The following is a 15,488-nucleotide window of genomic DNA, read 5'->3' on the forward strand; positions in this document are numbered from 1 at the left end:
AGTCCAGCATTGGGCATGTGGGAGAGGGCATGACTTTGCGTTTACCGCGAAAACTGGTGGTCAAGATTCGTATCCTCGCCGTGGCGCTTCCGGCCCTAGCATTGGTTGTGGTTTCGGCCGCGCCGGCCGAAGCGCAGGAACGCCGCCTCCAGTTCATCCGCGACGCCGAGATCGAACATACCATCCGCACTTTCGCGGAACCAATCTTCGACGTCTCCGGCATCAGCGGTGACAGCGTCGAGATAGCGCTGGTCAAGGACAACTCCTTGAACGCCTTCGTCGCCGGCGGCATGAACCTGTTCATCCATACCGGTTTGCTCCAGGAGAGTGAAGGCCCCGGCGAGCTGGTCGGCGTGATCGCGCACGAAATCGGCCATATCGCGGGCGGTCACCTGATCCGCTCGCAGGAGGCGATGGAGGGAGCCTCGGCCCAGGCGATCCTGTCGGCCCTGCTCGGCATCGGCGCGGCGCTGGCGACCGGCGAGGCGGGTGCGGGTGCCGCCATCATCGGCGGTGGGCAGGAGATGGCGCGTCGCAACTATCTCGCCTATAGCCGGGCCCAGGAGGGTACCGCCGACCAAGCGGCGCTCAACTACATGGACCAGGCCGGTATCTCGGCCCGCGGTCTGCTGCACTTCCTGGAGCGGCTGGCCGGCCAGGACCTGCGGCCGACCGATCGGCAGGACGCCTTCGTCCGCACCCACCCGCTGACCCTGGACCGGATCGAGAGCGTCCGGTACCACGTCGAGCATTCCGCCAGTTCGGACAAGAAGCTCCCGGCGGAATACGACGAGATGCACGCCCGGATGAAGGCCAAGCTGCTGGGCTTCGTCCAGCCCCAGCTGGCCCTCCAGCGCTATCGCGACACCGATACCGCCGTGGCGCCCCGCTATGGCCGGGCGATCGCGCTGTATCAGCGCGGCGACCTGAAGCAGGCGCTGCCGATCATCGACCAGCTGATCAAGGAGGAGCCTGCCAACCCGTTCTTTTACGAGTTGAAGGGTCAGGTTCTCCTGGAGAACAGCCGCGTTCCCGAATCCCTGGCGCCCTACCGCAAGTCGGTTGAGTTGCTGCCCGATTCGGCCCTGCTCAGAAGCGCCTTGGCCCACGCCCTGATCGAGACCAATGACGACTCCGTGCTGGAGGAGGCGTTGAGGAACCTCAAGGTCGCCGCCGCGAAGGAACCCCGCACGCCGTTCACATGGCGCCTGATCGCCACGGTCTATGGCCGGGAAAACAAGCAGGCGATGCTGTCCTACGCGCTGGCGGAGGAGGCGATGGCGCGGGGCGACCGGCAGGTCGCGCGGTTCCACGCGGAGAAGGCCGAGAAGGCGCTTCCGGCTGGTTCGCCCGGCTGGATCCGCGCCCAGGATATCCGCACCGCGACCGACCGGCCAACGCCGCGCTGACACAGGGGGCATGGTTGGACAGCCCTGGATATGCGGCGAGGCTGGTGCCGGACATCGGTCGATCAAATCGCCATTGGCTGGTCCTTGGAACCGCGAGTTGGGCTTGCCCAGCGGCTTCCGGTTCGCCATCGTGCCGAAAGCCCCTTTCGGAGAACAGTTGATGTACCGCCCGTCCCTTCCGATCCGCCCGCTCCTCGCAGGAGCCCTGGCGGTCCTGGCGGCGCTCGCCAGCCCGGTGAGCGCCAAGGCGCAGCAACCTTCGGCGAATGATCCCGCCGGCAAGGCGGCGATCGAACAGATCATCCGTGATTATCTCATGGCCCACCCGGAGGTCCTGGTCCAGTCGCTGACCGCCTACCAGGAGCGTCAGGAGCAGGCGCAAGCGGAAGCCCAGCGCGGCGCGCTGACCAGCCGGCAGGACGACCTGATCCGCGATCCGGCCTCGCCGGTCGGCGGCAACCCGAAGGGTGACGTCACGCTGGTCGAGTTCTTCGATTACCAGTGCGGCTACTGCAAGGCGGTCAACGCCGACGTCAAGCGTCTGCTCGAGTCGGACGGCAAGCTGCGGCTGGTCTACAAGGAGTTTCCGATCCTGGGACCGGCGTCGGTCACCGCCGCGCGCGCGGCCTTGGCCGCCCAGCGGCAGGGCAAGTACGACGCGCTGCACGCGGCCCTGATGGAGAACCGCGGCCAATTGGACGACGACAAGATCTATCGGATCGCCGGTTCAGCCGGGTTGGATGTCGATCGCTTGAAGAAGGACATGGAGGCGCCGGAGATCCAGGCGGCACTTCAGAAGAACCTGAAGCTGGCCAGCGATCTCAACATCCGCGGAACGCCCGCCTTTGTCGTCGGAGATCAGATCGTCCCCGGAGCCATCAGCCTAGACAAGCTGAAGGAGCTGGTCGCCAGCGGCCGCGCCGGCTGACGACCCCATTGGACGGCCAGCGCCGATGCCGAACCACTTGGGTCCGGGCATCGGCGCCGCGGGTCACTCGGCGTCGCGCTGCTTGGCCGGATCGGCGTCCTGGAACGCGCGCAGTTCGCGGCAGGCGGCTACGATCTTGGTGATCCGGGGGAACGGCGTCAGGTCCACGTCGGCCTTCTCGGCGTTGTAGATCTGCGGCACCAGGCAAATATCGGCCAGCGTCGGCTGATCGCCGTGGCAGAACGTGCCGGTGCCGGCGGCCGGGCTCAGCGACTTTTCCAGGGCCGTCAGGCCTTCCGTCACCCAGTGCTTGTACCACTCGTTCTTGGCGTCGTCCGACAGCTTCATCGGGCCAATCAGGTAACGGAGCACCCGCAGGTTGTTGAGCGGGTGTATGTCACAGGCGATCGACTGGGCGATGGCGCGTACGCGCGCCCGTTCCAGCGGAAGCTTGGGCAGCAGGCTGGGCTCGGGATTGGTCTCTTCCAGGTACTCGATGATGGCGAGCGACTGGGTCAGGACGTTCGGGCCGTCGATCAGCATGGGAACCATGCCCTGCGGGTTCAGCGCGCCGTATTCCGGAGCCAGCTGTTCGCCCTTTCGCAGATGGACGAAACGTTGGTCGGCCTCGATCCCCTTGAGATTAAGGGCGATGCGGACACGGTAGGCCGCGGACGACCGGAAATAACCAAAAAGCTTCATTAATCAGACTCCGCTCCTTCGCGGTTGCGGGATGGCGCCCGTCCGCGCATTTGTTACGTATAGCCAATAACCCGACGCCCGTCCCTGGCCGCGCGGTCGCACCCCTCAATATCACAAGGCTCGTCACCATGCCGAGATCCCCCGACCCCAGCATCGCCGTCTTCGATATCGGCGGTGTGCTCATCGACTGGAACCCACGTTACCTGTACCGCAAGCTGTTCGCGGAAGATACCGCCGCCATGGAGGAATTCCTCGCGACGGTGTGTACGTCCGAGTGGAACCTGATGCAGGACGCCGGCCGTCCCTGGAAGGAGGCGGTCGAGGAGTTGAGCGCCCGTCACCCGGAAAAGGCCGAACTGATCGCCGCCTACGACCTGGGTTGGGATGAGATGGTCCCTGGTCCGATCCCCGGCACCGCCGATATCGTCTGGGAGTTGAAGAAACAGGGTAAGCCTGTTTACTGCATCACCAACTTCTCGGTCGACAAGCTGAACCGGGCCCGCGAGCGATTCGAGGTGCTGAACGCCTTCGACGGAATCGTGGTCTCGGGGGAGGTCCGCCTGCTGAAGCCGGACGCCGCGATCTACCAACGGCTGCTGGACGATCACGGCTTGGAGGCCGCCGACACCCTGTTCATCGACGACGTGGAGAAGAACGTCGAGGGTGCCCGGCGGGTTGGCATGAGCGCGGTCCGCTTCACCGACGCCCCCGCCCTGCGCGCCGAGATGACCCGCCTCGGGATGCTCCGGTAAACCGTCCCTCGGCGGAGATCCGTCCGATCCTGGGGTTCGCCGCCGTCCCGACCTTCGAGGCGGCGGCCAAGGAGGCGGCCGACGCTGGACAATAAGTCGCAGCGATCAGGCGCGCGGATAAAGATGCATCGGTGATATATGTTTTAAGGAGATGGCGGCGCGGCGTGCCGCGCGACACACCGATGAGGAACCCTCGATGCTCTCAGAGACGACGATCCAGATCGTAAAGGCGTGCGTACCGGCCTTGAAGGACAAGGGCTTGGAGATCACCCGGCGGATGTACGAGATCCTGTTCCGGAACCCCGAGATCAAGGATCTCTTCAACCAGTCCCACCACGGCGAGACGGGATCCCAGCCCAAGTCGCTGGCGCTGGCGGTGCTGGCCTACGCCGAGCACATCGACCGCTTGGCCGCGCTGGGACCGATGGTCGAGCGGATCGCCCAGAAGCATGTCGCCCTCAGCATCCTGCCCGAGCACTATCCCCATGTCGGCGCGGCGCTGCTCCAGGCCATCCGCGACGTGCTGGGCGACGCCGCGACCGAAGACGTGATGGCCGCCTGGACCGAGGCCTACCAGTTCCTCGCCGGCGTGCTGATCGGGCGGGAAGCGGCGATCTACGGCGAACAGGCGGCACAAATCGGCGGTTGGACCGGCTATCGCGACTTCGTGGTCGACCGGGTCGTGCCGGAGAGCGGGATCATCACGTCCTTCCACTTGAAGCCGGCCGATGGCGGACCCCTGATGGCGTTCAAGCCCGGCCAGTATCTGACCTTCCGGATCGACATCCCCGGCCATGGCCCGGTCGTCCGCAACTACAGCCTGTCGCGCGGTCCCGGCGGCGACCACTACCGGATCAGCGTCAAGCGCGAACCCGCCCCGGCGGACAAGCCGGAGGCCGGTCCCGGCCTGGTGTCGAATTTCCTGCACGACCACGGCGCGCCTGGAATGACGCTGAGTGTGGCGGCACCGGCCGGCGACTTCGTCCTGGACGATCCGGCGGCGGAGCGGCCCGTCGTCCTGCTGAGCGGCGGCGTCGGCCTCACCCCCCTCGTCAGCATGCTCGACGGCATCGCGGCATCCGGGTCGAAGCGCCCCACTTGGTTCATCCACGGAACGCGGTGCGGCGACCACCACGCCTTGAAGGAGCATGTCAGGACCGTGGCCGCCGCCCACGAGAACATCGAGTCCATCACCTTCTACGAAGCCCCTGGCGAGCGGGACGTGGCGGGCCGCGACTTCGATCACGCCGGGCTGATCACGGCGGAGTGGCTGCGGCGGACCGTTCCCCTGGCGGAGGCCGATATTTATCTCTGCGGTCCAAAGGCGTTCATGCGCATGGTGGTGGGGTCGTTGCGTGACATGGGGGTGGCGCCGGATCGCGTCCACCACGAATTTTTTGGCCCGGCGGACGAGTTGCGCGCCTGACGCCGAAAGCGGCGCCACGGCTACCGCGGCGCCGCTTCTAGCAATAAAATTGCCGATTAAAGCCAGTGGTATGACCAATTATATTCGAAAAAACTGTCTTTTTAGGTATAATCTTACTGAGATCTGATGATTTCATTTGCACCCACCACCACACCTGGGTTCAAGATGGAGATGCCGGGATTTAGCTCGAAAGAAGCCCGACGCAGGTGAAAACTTGTCAAAGGAATATCCCATGACCGCTCACCCTGCCGAAATGGAAATACGGACCGGGAGCCGCTCGGATCCCAAGGCCGCTGGTCATCATTCGCTGGAACCCTTGGCCTCCGAGCCAAAGGGCGGCGCGCCCCACGATCCGGCGCCCCCCTTGATCCTCGAAGACTACCTGCCCTATCGGCTGGCCGTCCTCTCCAACACGGTCAGCCGTTCCCTGGCCCGTCTGTACGAGCAGCGGTTCGGCTTGACGGTGGCCGAATGGCGGATCATGGCCGTGCTGGCGCGATTCGGACCACTCTCGGCCAACGCGGTCTGCGACAGGACGGCGATGGACAAGGTGCAGGTCAGCCGCGCCGTGGCGCGCGCCGTCGATGGCGGGCTGGTCGACCGCGGGATCGACTCGGTTGACCGGCGCCGCTCCGTCCTGACGCTGACGCCAAAGGGACGCGGCATCCACGATCAGATCGTCCCGCTGGCAACCAACCTGGAAGCCCATCTGCTGGCGTCCCTGACGCCGGAGGAGAACATCCAGCTCCAGGATCTCCTGTCGCGCCTGCAAAACAGGGCGCGCGAGTTGCACGGTCCGCAGGACGAGGACTGACCCGCACGCGGCCGCGTGCGGGGCCGGGCGACAGGCGCGTCTTTCGCGTCACAGGTGGGCGTGGTTACTTCGAAATCGTGGCTTTTTCCCCCGGAGCCGGCCCCCGCCGGCCGGGGGGCATTGCCGAAAGATCGACAAGTGCTATAAACGCGCCAACGCAACCGCAGCCGGAAAGCCGCTTCCCTTGGCGATCGAGCCCTCAGTCCTGATCCTGAACGGTCCCAACCTGAACATGCTCGGCGTCCGTGAGCCGGCCATCTATGGTTCGGAAACCCTCGACGACATCGAGGCGCTGTGCCTGGAACACGCGGAGCGGCTGAACATCGCGATCGACTTCCGCCAGTCCAACCTGGAGGGCGAGCTTGTCGCCTGGATCCAGCAGGCGCGCGGCGAGCATGATGGCATCATCCTGAACGCCGCCGCCTACACACACACCTCGGTCGCGATCATGGACGCCCTGTCGGTCGCCGAGCTTCCGGTTGTCGAGGTGCATCTGACCAACGTCTTCAGGCGCGAGGCCTTCCGCCACCACTCCTATGTGTCGCCTGTCGCCAAGGGTGTCATCTGCGGCTTCGGCTCGCATGGCTACCTGCTGGCGTTGGACGCGTTGGCGCGGCTGATCGACGCCGACATGAATAACGGGAACTGACATGGCGACTTTCGACATCGATGGGGATCTGGTTCGCAAACTGGCGGGCCTGCTGGACGAAACCGGGCTGACCGAGATCGAGTTCGCCGAAGGCGAGAAGAGCATCCGGGTCACCAAGGGCGGCGTTGCGCCGGCCTTCCACATGACCGGCGGCTTCGCGCCCGGCGGCGCTCCCGCCACCGGGTCGGACCAGACCTCGCCGCCGGCGGCGCTCGGCGTGTCGAGCCATCCCGGAGCGTTGACCTCTCCCATGGTCGGCACCGCCTATACCTCGCCGGAACCGGGTGCCGCGCCGTTCGTGCGGGTCGGCGACGTGGTCAAGGCCGGCCAGACCGTGCTGATCATCGAGGCGATGAAGGTGATGAACCCGATCAAGGCCCCGAAGGCCGGCACGATCGCGCATGTCTTCGTCAGCGACGCCCAGCCGGTCGAGTTCGGCGAAGTCCTCCTGACGATCGAATAAGGGACCATCCCATTGTTCGAAAAGGTCCTGATCGCCAATCGAGGCGAAATCGCCCTCCGCATCCATCGCGCTTGCCGAGAGATGGGTATCCAGACGGTCGCGGTCCATTCCACGGCCGACGCCGACGCCATGCATGTCAGACTGGCCGACGAGGCGGTCTGCATCGGCCCGGCATCGGCCCGTGAGAGCTATCTGAACATTCCGGCGATCCTGACGGCGGCGACCATCACCGGCGCCGACGCCATCCATCCCGGCATCGGCTTCATGTCGGAGAACGCGCAGTTCGCCCAGATGGTGGAGGAGCACGGCTTCACCTTCATCGGTCCAACGCCGGAGCACATCCGGATCATGGGCGACAAGGTCACCGCCAAGAAGACGGTGCTGGAACTGGGCCTGCCGGTGGTGCCCGGCTCGTCCGGCCCGGTCGACACGCTGGAGGAGGCGGTCGAGGTCGCGGAGCGGACCGGCTATCCCGTCCTGATCAAGGCGGCCGCCGGTGGTGGCGGCAAGGGCATGAAGGTCGCCTATTCGGCCGACCAGCTGCGCGAGGCCTATCAACTCGCCCGCGGCGAGGCGCGCGCCGCCTTTGGCAACGACCAGGTCTACATGGAGCGGTACCTATCCAAGCCGCGCCATATCGAGATCCAGCTGTTGGGCGACATGCACGGCAACGCCGTCCATTTCGGTGAGCGCGATTGTTCGATCCAGCGGCGCCACCAGAAGGTGATCGAGGAGGCGCCATCGCCGGCGCTGAACGCGGCCCAGCGCCAGTTCATCGGCGATCTGGCGGCGCGCACCACGGCGCAGCTGGGATACCGCGGCGTCGGCACGATGGAGTTCCTGTTCGAGGACGGCGAGTTCTTCTTCATCGAGATGAACACCCGCCTTCAGGTCGAGCACACGATCACCGAGATGATCACGAGCATCGATCTGGTGCGCGAGCAGATCCGGGTCGCGACCGGGGCGCCCCTGGGCTATTCCCAGGAGGACATCCGGTTCCACGGCCACGCGATCGAGTGCCGGGTCAATGCCGAGCATCCCGAGACCTTCATGCCATCGCCCGGCAAGATCGACGGCTACCATGCTCCGGGCGGCCTTGGCGTCCGGGTCGACAGCGCGCTGTATGACGGCTACCGGGTGCCGCCGCACTACGATAGCCTGATCGCCAAGCTGGTCGTTCATGGCACGACGCGCAACGAATGCATGATGCGGCTGCGCCGCGCCCTGGAGGAGTTCGTGATCGGCGGCGTCGACACCAGCCTGCCGCTCCACCGCCGGATCATCGCCGAAGCCAACTTCATCAACGGCGACTACGACATCCATTGGCTGGAACAGATGATGAAGCTGAGGTGACCTGGCTGGCGGGCCGGCGGTGGCCCGCCAGCCACCCGCCCCGGTGTCCCGGGCATCTCACTCCGCCGCTTGGACGATTCCCTGGGGAATCGGTGGCTGGAACGCCTCGCGGAGACGGTCCATCGTGATCCTCTCCGGGGCGTATTCGGCCAAGCCACCCGCCTCGACCTTCTCCTCGATCCGATCCAACGCCTCGTCGATCTTGTCGAAGGGAATGCCGAACAGGTCGAAGATCGAGTAGCGCCACCAGCGCAGCCGAGTCAGCCGTTCGACCGTGGCGTCGGGAAAGCGCATGCGCTTGACGGTGGCGGGAGTGCCAGCAACGATCGAGTAGGCCGGCACGTCCTTGACCACGACCGACCGCCCCGCGACGATCGCGCCGTCACCGATGGTGACGCCGGCCTTGATGAAGACCCCCTGCCCGATCCAGACATCGTTGCCGATATTGGTGATCTTGCAGGCGTCCTTGAAGGGAACACGCTGGCTCCGGATCTCGTCGACCCGGTCGGGCGCGCAGAAGCGGGCCCAGTCGTGCAGATCGGCGACATGGGTCACCCGCGAGCTGGTCAGCCAGTCGACGGGATGCTCGTTGGAGCCGATCATGACCTCCGGTGCTATCGAGCAGTAGCGCCCAATGCGCACATTGCCGATCTTGCCACCCGCGATCGAGCAGAACGCGCCGATCTGGACCAGGGTCTTGGTGGCGATGTTGGCCTGGACCATGGTCGGCGGTTCCAGGAACGATGCCTGATTGAGGGAGAAAACCCCGCGCGTCTGCGGCATCTTCAATCCCAGCGTCGCCAGTTTGGCCGCTGGGCTGCCCCCAAGGTCGACGGTCACAATACTCATCAATTTACCTCAATTTACATATATTGATCAATTGCCTCGCGAAATTCTCAAGTAATCAGCTTTATAAATGGTTTACGCGTCGTAAGCGGTGAATAACCCGATCAACGCGTTTGCAATTGAAAACGGCGGTGGTTTGGCTTGATCCGGGCTTGGACTTTGAAGGGGTTGATCAGGTCTGCTGGAGTTCGTGTTCCGTCGTCTCGACCCTGTTTGGTATCTCGATCGTGACGACGGTTCCCTCGCCGAGCGTGCTTTGGATGCGGAGGTTACCGTCATGCAGGTCCACCAGGGCCTGGACCAAGGGCATGCCCAGCCCCGTTCCCCCATAGTGGCGTGACAGCATGGGATCCGCTTGCCAGAATGGCTCGCAGACCCGCGCGAGGTCGGCGGGATCGATGCCGATGCCGCTGTCCGCCACCGTGAGGACGGTTCCGGTTCCAGTGCTGGAAGCCGTTCCGCTCAAGGTCACCCAACCGTCCGCCGGAGTGAATTTCAAGGCGTTGGACAGGACGTTGATGATGATCTGGCGCAATACCTTGTGGTCGGCACACAGGGGACCACAGGTGGGATCGACCTCGACCGACAGGCACAGCTTCCGTTCGCGCGCGATGGCCGCGTACTGGCGGGCGCAGCCCTCCAGCAGGTGGCGGATGTCCAGGGGTTCCGGGTTGAGGACGTGGTGGCCAGCGTCGATCTCGGTCAAGTCGAGCAGGTCGTTGATGATCTGGAGAAGTTGGCTGCCACCACTGTGGATCTCCCGGGCGTACTCGCCCAGGGCGGCCGACTTGCCATTGGCTTCCGGATCATCCCGGATCAGTTTGGAGAAGCCGATGATGGCGTTGAGCGGCGTGCGAAGCTCGTGGCTCATGGTCGCCAGGAACTGGGATTTGGCCCGGCTGCCCTCCTCCGCCCGAAGCAGGGCCCCACGCAACTCCTCGGCGTAATGAGCCCGCTCGCGCAGGGACGCCTCGAAGCTCTGGAGGAAATTGTTCGTCCGGTTGACCAGCAAGCCCAATTCGTCGGTTTCGTGGCTGTACGGCGCCTCGACCACATGCGCGCCCGGCGACTGGAGATCGATCCTGGTGAAATCCCTGCTGATCGTCAGGATCGGCTTGGTCACCATGTAATGAAAGATGGCGGTCAGCACCAAGCCCAGTAGCAGGTTGCGGAACAGTCCGCTGATCAAGGTGGACCGCGCCCGTTCCAGGAAGGCGGTGGCGACGATATGGCTGTCGACCGCCGCCTGTAGCGTGCCGATCTCCACGCGCGGCCGGTTGATCGGCTCGTGGTAGAGCGGCACCAGGATCTCGAGCGGTTGTCCGAACAGCCATTCCGAGAAAAGGCGCAGGCGGGTCTCCACCAGGGGCCTTTCGCGGACGGCCAAGCGGACCCCGAATTCGTTCTGGATGCGCGCGCGGAAGATCGACTGGTAGCTCAAGAGCCCCTTGAGCACGTCGGACGCCAGGGAACTGTCGATTTCATACACGGCCTTGGTCGCGGCCTGCGCGATGATCTGGGTTACCTCCTCCAGTGTCCGGCGCTGAACCTCGCGTTCCCGACGCACGTCGGCGATCAATTCAACTCCGCTGGTGAGAAATCCAAGCATGACGGCGACGACGACGGCGGTCCTGGCTTGCCGGAAGGAAAGCCGGTCGAATAGGCGAGCCATGTCACACACAACCTCGCGGCACCCCCGCATCAACCAGCGTCTCCAGCGGCCTCCCGGAGCGACGGCGCCCCCCGGACTCCACTGCCGAACGGTGAGGTCCACGCTACAAGGCGCATGATTATCATAAAGTTAAAACTAAATCGAAGTTACCCGTGCGACATCGCGCTTGAAAACAACACGCCGCCGGTCACGCCGCCAGACTGTTCGAGTCGCTCAACAGCCGGGTCAGACGCTCCTTCAACCGCCGAACCTGATCCGTCACGTCGGCGGCGCTACGGTCGAGGGTCTGGGCCAGATGCCGCGTCTCGCTGGCGTCCTCCGACACGGCGGTGATCAGCTCGGACACCTCGCAGGTGCCGTCCGCCGCGCGGGTGGCACTTTGGCTGATGGCTTCCGTGGCGCCGCCCTGCTCGGTGATCGAGTGGGTGATCATCCCGGCGATGGCGTCGATCCGCTGGATCACCTGCTTGACCTCTTGGATATGGCCGATGACCGTCCGCGCCGCGGTCTGGACCGCGACGATCTGCCCCCCGATCTCGTCGGTCGCCCGCGCGGTTTGGTTGGCCAGGGTCTTGACCTCGCTGGCAACCACGGCGAACCCCTTGCCCGCCTCGCCGGCGTGGGCCGCCTCGATCGTGGCGTTGAGCGCCAGCAGATTGGTCTGCTTGGCGATTCCGGTGATCAGCCGCGCCGCCTCGCCGATGTTGCGCATGGCGGCCTCCAAGGTCGCCACCACGCCCTCGGTCCGTTGTCCCTGCTCCACCGCCGCCCTGACGATGTCCATGACCTCGGCGACTTGCGACCCGATGGCGCGCGACGCGGTCGCCAACTCGTCCGTCGAGGCCGCGACGGTCTGGACGTTGACGGTGGCCTCACGCGCCGCCTCGGCGACGCCGGCCGACTGCTCGCCGGTCCTTCGGGCCGCGCCGTTCATCCTTTCAGCCAGTTCCGCGATCCCGGCGGCCTGCTCGACCACCGTCATGACGGTCGACTGGACCTCGGAGTCCAGCGCGTGGGCCAGCCCACCAAGACGCGCCGCGAACTCCTCCTTGCGCTGGCGTTCGTTGATCTCGTCGGCGGCCTTCAACCTCTCCATCTCCTCCGCGTTCTCGCGGAACACCTGGATCGCCCGCGCCATCGCCCCGATCTCGTCCTTCCGGCTGGCCCCCGGCACATGCGACAACCTGTCACCGGCCGCCAGACCGCGCATGGCCCGCTCGATCGACCGAAGCGGCGCCGTGATGCTGCGGACCAGGACGAGGCTGAGGAGCAGGAACAGCACGACGATGATGACGCCGGCCAACAAGCCGGCCCGGCCGGTCGCGTCACGGACGAAGTCCTTCTCGCCCCGCGCCGTCTCCATCCCGGAACTGGCGAAGTCGAAAAGTCCGGCGAATCGGCCGGGCATCGCCGCCAGCGCGGTGTTGAACGCCTCGACCTCCACGCTCAATTTGCCATGGTTCTCGACGAAGGCCGCGAGATCGGCCCGGTAGGCGCCCGCCAGCGTGACCAGCCTTTCCTGAGTCGGGGCGTCGAGGCCGGATTCCATCATCCCGAATTCGAATTCACGGAACGCCTTCTTGTGGGCGCCCATGGCACCTGGATCGCCGTAGAGGATGAAATCCTTCTCGATCACGCGCATGGTCAACATCCGGACATAGGTCTGCGCGACCATTTTTACGGGCCATTTGCGAAGCTCCGTCTCGACGGCCTCGACCGAGGCGCGGAGCTTGCCCCGCAAGCCGCTATGCTCGTCCAGCCCCATGATCTCGCTGGTCGCGGTGACATCCGCGAAACGCGCCACGGCATCGCGAACCGTCGCCCGCATGCCGTCCACGTGACCGCCGACGGTATCGGCGCCTGGATGGGCCGCGATACGGTCGAGCAGGCGATCCACCTCGGCGGCGCCCTCCCGGAAGCCGACCGCCGCCGACGCGTCGCGATTGACGACGAAGTCCCTGGCCTTGATCTGAAGGTCGGCGACGCGGCGCTCCGCCGAGGCGGCGAGAACGACCAGATCGCCAAAGGAGGCGAGCCGGCCGGTCGAGCGTTCCATCCGGTGATCGGCGATCAGGAACAGGCCAACCGTGACGATCACCGTCGCCAAGGCGATGACGACCAACAGCCCGACCCGCGTTCCGATCGCGAGGTTGGACAGAACGCCGGGTTTCTCGGCCAGCTCATTTCGAAGTGGTGCCGCCGAAAGAGGCGATGCCACAGAAAACTCGCGCATGATCGCCACATCTGACATGACTTCACCATCCCGACACATCAGTGTCACAAATATGTCTTTTACAGCGTCAGTCATCACTTCGCACAAGCTGGACACGCTTTACGCGAATACTGAGTTATTACATGAACTTTGTGAATTATAATCCTGAACAAATCCTTTCAACCAGCCAGAAAGTTTTCTAGGGAGTGGTATTACTGGAATTGAGCGAAGCTGACTGGAGAACGACCGTCGTGCCGCGGCGCACTCCCCATTCCGGTGGCGGACCTATATACTGTCAGGGCGTGGTGTCCGGGTGGATTTGGCGCGTGCGGGAGTCAGCGACATCGTAATGACCGGTTTGACGGCACAACTTCTGCTGCGGGCCTATGCCGCCGGGATCTTTCCCATGGCGGAGAGCGCCGAGTCGGATGAGCTTTATTGGTTCGACCCCGAACAGCGCGGCATCCTGCCGCTGGACCGGATGCACGTGCCGAAGCGCCTGCGCCGCACCGTCCGCGCCCAGCGCTTCGAGATCCGGATCGACCATGACTTCCATGGCGTCATCCGAGGGTGCGCCGAAGCGACCGGCGACCGGCCGAAGACCTGGATCAACAGCGAGATCATCCGGCTCTATGGCGTCCTGTACGACCTGGGATTCGCCCACTCCGTCGAGGCGTGGCGCGACGACCGACTGGTCGGCGGACTTTATGGCGTGGCGCTGGGAGGCGCGTTCTTCGGCGAGAGCATGTTCAGCCGCGAGACGGACGCCAGCAAGGTGGCGCTGGTCCATCTGGTAGCCCGCCTGCGCCACAACGGCTTCACCCTGCTCGACACCCAGTTCGTCACGGAGCATCTGAGCCAGTTCGGCACGGTCGAGATTCCCCGCTCAAGCTATCGGGCGCAACTTTCCCACGCCCTCCAGTTGACACCCGACTTCACCGCCGGAAGCGAGACCGAGGTGGTCGATGCTTATTTGCAGTCGATCACCCAGACATCGTAGACAGGGTGTTCCAGCGCCGAAAGCGCCGGACTCGAGGCGAACATCCAGCCGCTGAACAAGGCCTCGGTGGCCTCGTCGGGATGCTCCTCCCTGATCTCGAGGAAAGCCGCCGATTCGGGAGGCTCGACCGGCGACGCCTCGCGGCAGGCGCGCGCGGTGATGCGCAACGACCCGAACGAGACCGTCTGGCCAACCGGAGCCTCCAGCGTCACGACCCGCGCCGTGACCTTGTCGAGTCCCTGGAGCATCGCGAGCGGCATGTCCGTCATTCCCTCGGAAGCGCCGGTCTGGGCCAGGGCTGGTGACAAGGCCAGTGACAGCGACGCTGACAGCGCCAGCCCGGTGAGGGCGGCCAGAAGCTTCCGATTGAACATGACGTCTTTCATCCTGTGCGTCGCCGCCCTCAAGCGTCGGGCCCTAAAGCGTCGGGTTTGTCGGCGGCGAAACGAAGGCGGACATAATCGGCGTACCAAGTGCCATCCGGCTTCAGCAGGGTCGGCGCGATGGCCGCCATGACCTCCTCCAGCACGGCGGCGCGGTCGCTCTCCCGCAGGCCCTGGACGAAGGAGCCGGCGAAGGTCGCGAGCCAGCCGGCCATGCCGGTCGGCAGCGGTGTCGGACGGTCGACCAGTTCGCACGAGCGGACCTGGAAACCGGCGGCCGCCAGGCGGAGCGCGTAATCCTCCGGCGTCGGGAAGAACCAGGGGTTCAGGGCCTTGGCGTCGAAACCGCGCCGGTCGAGGGCCGCTTCCAGCGCCGTGACGATCGTGGCGACGTTGCCGGCGCCGCCAAACTCGCCGACGAATCGACCGCCGTGCCGGAGTGCCTTCCAGACGCCCGCGATCACCTCGTCGGGCCGGAGCATCCAGTGCAGCGCCGCGTTCGAGAACACGGCGTCAAATCCGGTGCCGGCATCCAGCGCGTGCCCATCCATCAGGTGGACATCCAGTCCCCGCGCCCGCGCTGCGGCCACCAGTTCGGGACTGGCGTCGACACCGACGACGGCACGTCCGGCTGTCGCCAGCTTGGCGGTCAGGGCGCCGTCGCCGCAGCCCAGGTCCAGGATCCGCTCGCCGGGCTGGGGATCCAGAAGCGCCACGACTGGCATGCCCAGGTCGGCGACGAAGCGCGCGTTCTCGGCATAGCCTTTGGCATCCCAGCGTTGGGACGGTCCGCTTTGGTCGGACATGAACGCCCTCTCCTTGGAACGATCGGGCTGGTCAGTTACCGAGCAGGCCGCCGGGCGCCGCCCCACCGGAAGC

The 15,488-nt window shown here is 65.3% G+C and carries 15 protein-coding genes; 9 read left to right on the forward strand and 6 right to left on the reverse strand.

Annotated features, from left to right (window positions below):
* Nucleotides 1-29 precede the first annotated feature (29 nt).
* Entirely contained in the window at nucleotides 30-1,409 is a 1,380-nt protein-coding gene (locus tag N825_RS14695) for a M48 family metalloprotease (RefSeq protein WP_084164736.1), read from the forward strand.
* A gap of 160 nt (nucleotides 1,410-1,569) precedes the next feature.
* Entirely contained in the window at nucleotides 1,570-2,337 is a 768-nt protein-coding gene (locus N825_RS14700) for a DsbA family protein (RefSeq protein ID WP_037453190.1), read from the forward strand.
* 63 nt (nucleotides 2,338-2,400) lie between these two features.
* Here the strand turns inward: N825_RS14700 and maiA are convergent, their stop codons facing one another.
* Nucleotides 2,401-3,039, reverse strand: coding sequence for a maleylacetoacetate isomerase (gene maiA / locus N825_RS14705; protein ID WP_037452961.1), 639 nt, complete (start codon nucleotides 3,037-3,039; stop codon nucleotides 2,401-2,403).
* Nucleotides 3,040-3,167: 128 nt separating this feature from the next.
* Here maiA and N825_RS14710 point away from each other — a divergent pair, with 128 nt between their 5' ends.
* The 6 genes from N825_RS14710 to accC all read left to right on the forward strand — a co-directional run bounded on the left by N825_RS14710 (nucleotide 3,168) and on the right by accC (nucleotide 8,496).
* Nucleotides 3,168-3,791 carry an HAD family hydrolase gene (locus N825_RS14710; protein WP_037452964.1) on the forward strand — a complete coding sequence of 208 codons (624 nt, stop codon included), beginning with the start codon at nucleotides 3,168-3,170 and terminating at the stop codon, nucleotides 3,789-3,791.
* A gap of 196 nt (nucleotides 3,792-3,987) precedes the next feature.
* On the forward strand, nucleotides 3,988-5,217 hold the full coding sequence (gene hmpA / locus N825_RS14715) for an NO-inducible flavohemoprotein (protein WP_037453192.1): 1,230 nt from the start codon (nucleotides 3,988-3,990) through the stop codon (nucleotides 5,215-5,217).
* Between the two features lie 232 nt (nucleotides 5,218-5,449).
* A complete protein-coding gene (locus N825_RS14720) occupies nucleotides 5,450-6,031 on the forward strand; it encodes a MarR family winged helix-turn-helix transcriptional regulator (protein ID WP_245613119.1) in 582 nt (193 codons plus the stop codon).
* Between the two features lie 184 nt (nucleotides 6,032-6,215).
* Complete coding sequence (gene aroQ, locus N825_RS14725) at nucleotides 6,216-6,680, forward strand: type II 3-dehydroquinate dehydratase (protein ID WP_037452971.1); 465 nt, start codon at nucleotides 6,216-6,218, stop codon at nucleotides 6,678-6,680.
* Between the two features lies 1 nt (nucleotide 6,681).
* Complete coding sequence (accB, locus tag N825_RS14730) at nucleotides 6,682-7,143, forward strand: acetyl-CoA carboxylase biotin carboxyl carrier protein (protein ID WP_037452975.1); 462 nt, start codon at nucleotides 6,682-6,684, stop codon at nucleotides 7,141-7,143.
* Nucleotides 7,144-7,155: 12 nt separating this feature from the next.
* Nucleotides 7,156-8,496 (forward strand): acetyl-CoA carboxylase biotin carboxylase subunit, encoded by a 1,341-nt coding sequence (gene accC, locus N825_RS14735; protein WP_037452978.1) that lies wholly within the window; start codon nucleotides 7,156-7,158, stop codon nucleotides 8,494-8,496.
* Nucleotides 8,497-8,553: 57 nt separating this feature from the next.
* On the opposite strand, the gene N825_RS14740 is transcribed toward accC, so the two are convergent.
* From N825_RS14740 to N825_RS14750, 3 genes are all read right to left on the reverse strand, one after another.
* Entirely contained in the window at nucleotides 8,554-9,345 is a 792-nt protein-coding gene (locus N825_RS14740; protein WP_084164738.1) for a CatB-related O-acetyltransferase, read from the reverse strand.
* A gap of 169 nt (nucleotides 9,346-9,514) precedes the next feature.
* The gene (locus N825_RS14745; protein ID WP_037452980.1) at nucleotides 9,515-11,014 is read right to left on the reverse strand and encodes an ATP-binding protein; all 1,500 of its coding nucleotides are present in this window, start codon (nucleotides 11,012-11,014) and stop codon (nucleotides 9,515-9,517) included.
* A gap of 187 nt (nucleotides 11,015-11,201) precedes the next feature.
* Nucleotides 11,202-13,265: a methyl-accepting chemotaxis protein gene (locus N825_RS14750; protein ID WP_157619221.1), complete on the reverse strand. Its 2,064-nt coding sequence runs from the start codon at nucleotides 13,263-13,265 to the stop codon at nucleotides 11,202-11,204.
* Nucleotides 13,266-13,575: 310 nt separating this feature from the next.
* Between N825_RS14750 and aat the strand changes: the two genes are divergently transcribed.
* Complete coding sequence (gene aat / locus N825_RS14755; protein ID WP_037452984.1) at nucleotides 13,576-14,226, forward strand: leucyl/phenylalanyl-tRNA--protein transferase; 651 nt, start codon at nucleotides 13,576-13,578, stop codon at nucleotides 14,224-14,226.
* On the opposite strand, the gene N825_RS14760 is transcribed toward aat, so the two are convergent.
* Nucleotides 14,196-14,600 carry a DUF2155 domain-containing protein gene (locus N825_RS14760; protein WP_051512387.1) on the reverse strand — a complete coding sequence of 135 codons (405 nt, stop codon included), beginning with the start codon at nucleotides 14,598-14,600 and terminating at the stop codon, nucleotides 14,196-14,198. The two genes, aat and N825_RS14760, sit on opposite strands and share 31 nt — an antisense overlap.
* Before the next feature lie 29 nt (nucleotides 14,601-14,629).
* Nucleotides 14,630-15,415, reverse strand: coding sequence for a class I SAM-dependent methyltransferase (locus tag N825_RS14765; protein WP_037452986.1), 786 nt, complete (start codon nucleotides 15,413-15,415; stop codon nucleotides 14,630-14,632).
* Nucleotides 15,416-15,488: the final 73 nt, after the last annotated feature.

Origin of the sequence: Skermanella stibiiresistens SB22 (genome assembly GCF_000576635.1) — a bacterium.
GTDB classification, from domain to species: Bacteria; Pseudomonadota; Alphaproteobacteria; order Azospirillales; family Azospirillaceae; genus Skermanella; species Skermanella stibiiresistens.

Coding starts and splice junctions, on each gene's coding strand:
- hmpA (WP_037453192.1), top strand. CDS start 3,988: ATGCTCTCAGAGACGACGATCCAGATCGTAAAGGCGTGCGTACCGGCC.
- N825_RS14750 (WP_157619221.1), bottom strand. CDS start 13,265: ATGTCAGATGTGGCGATCATGCGCGAGTTTTCTGTGGCATCGCCTCTT.
- N825_RS14745 (WP_037452980.1), bottom strand. CDS start 11,014: ATGGCTCGCCTATTCGACCGGCTTTCCTTCCGGCAAGCCAGGACCGCC.
- accB (WP_037452975.1), top strand. CDS start 6,682: ATGGCGACTTTCGACATCGATGGGGATCTGGTTCGCAAACTGGCGGGC.
- aat (WP_037452984.1), top strand. CDS start 13,576: ATGACCGGTTTGACGGCACAACTTCTGCTGCGGGCCTATGCCGCCGGG.
- N825_RS14720 (WP_245613119.1), top strand. CDS start 5,450: ATGACCGCTCACCCTGCCGAAATGGAAATACGGACCGGGAGCCGCTCG.
- N825_RS14740 (WP_084164738.1), bottom strand. CDS start 9,345: ATGAGTATTGTGACCGTCGACCTTGGGGGCAGCCCAGCGGCCAAACTG.
- N825_RS14765 (WP_037452986.1), bottom strand. CDS start 15,415: ATGTCCGACCAAAGCGGACCGTCCCAACGCTGGGATGCCAAAGGCTAT.
- N825_RS14760 (WP_051512387.1), bottom strand. CDS start 14,600: ATGTTCAATCGGAAGCTTCTGGCCGCCCTCACCGGGCTGGCGCTGTCA.
- maiA (WP_037452961.1), bottom strand. CDS start 3,039: ATGAAGCTTTTTGGTTATTTCCGGTCGTCCGCGGCCTACCGTGTCCGC.
- N825_RS14710 (WP_037452964.1), top strand. CDS start 3,168: ATGCCGAGATCCCCCGACCCCAGCATCGCCGTCTTCGATATCGGCGGT.
- N825_RS14700 (WP_037453190.1), top strand. CDS start 1,570: ATGTACCGCCCGTCCCTTCCGATCCGCCCGCTCCTCGCAGGAGCCCTG.
- N825_RS14695 (WP_084164736.1), top strand. CDS start 30: ATGACTTTGCGTTTACCGCGAAAACTGGTGGTCAAGATTCGTATCCTC.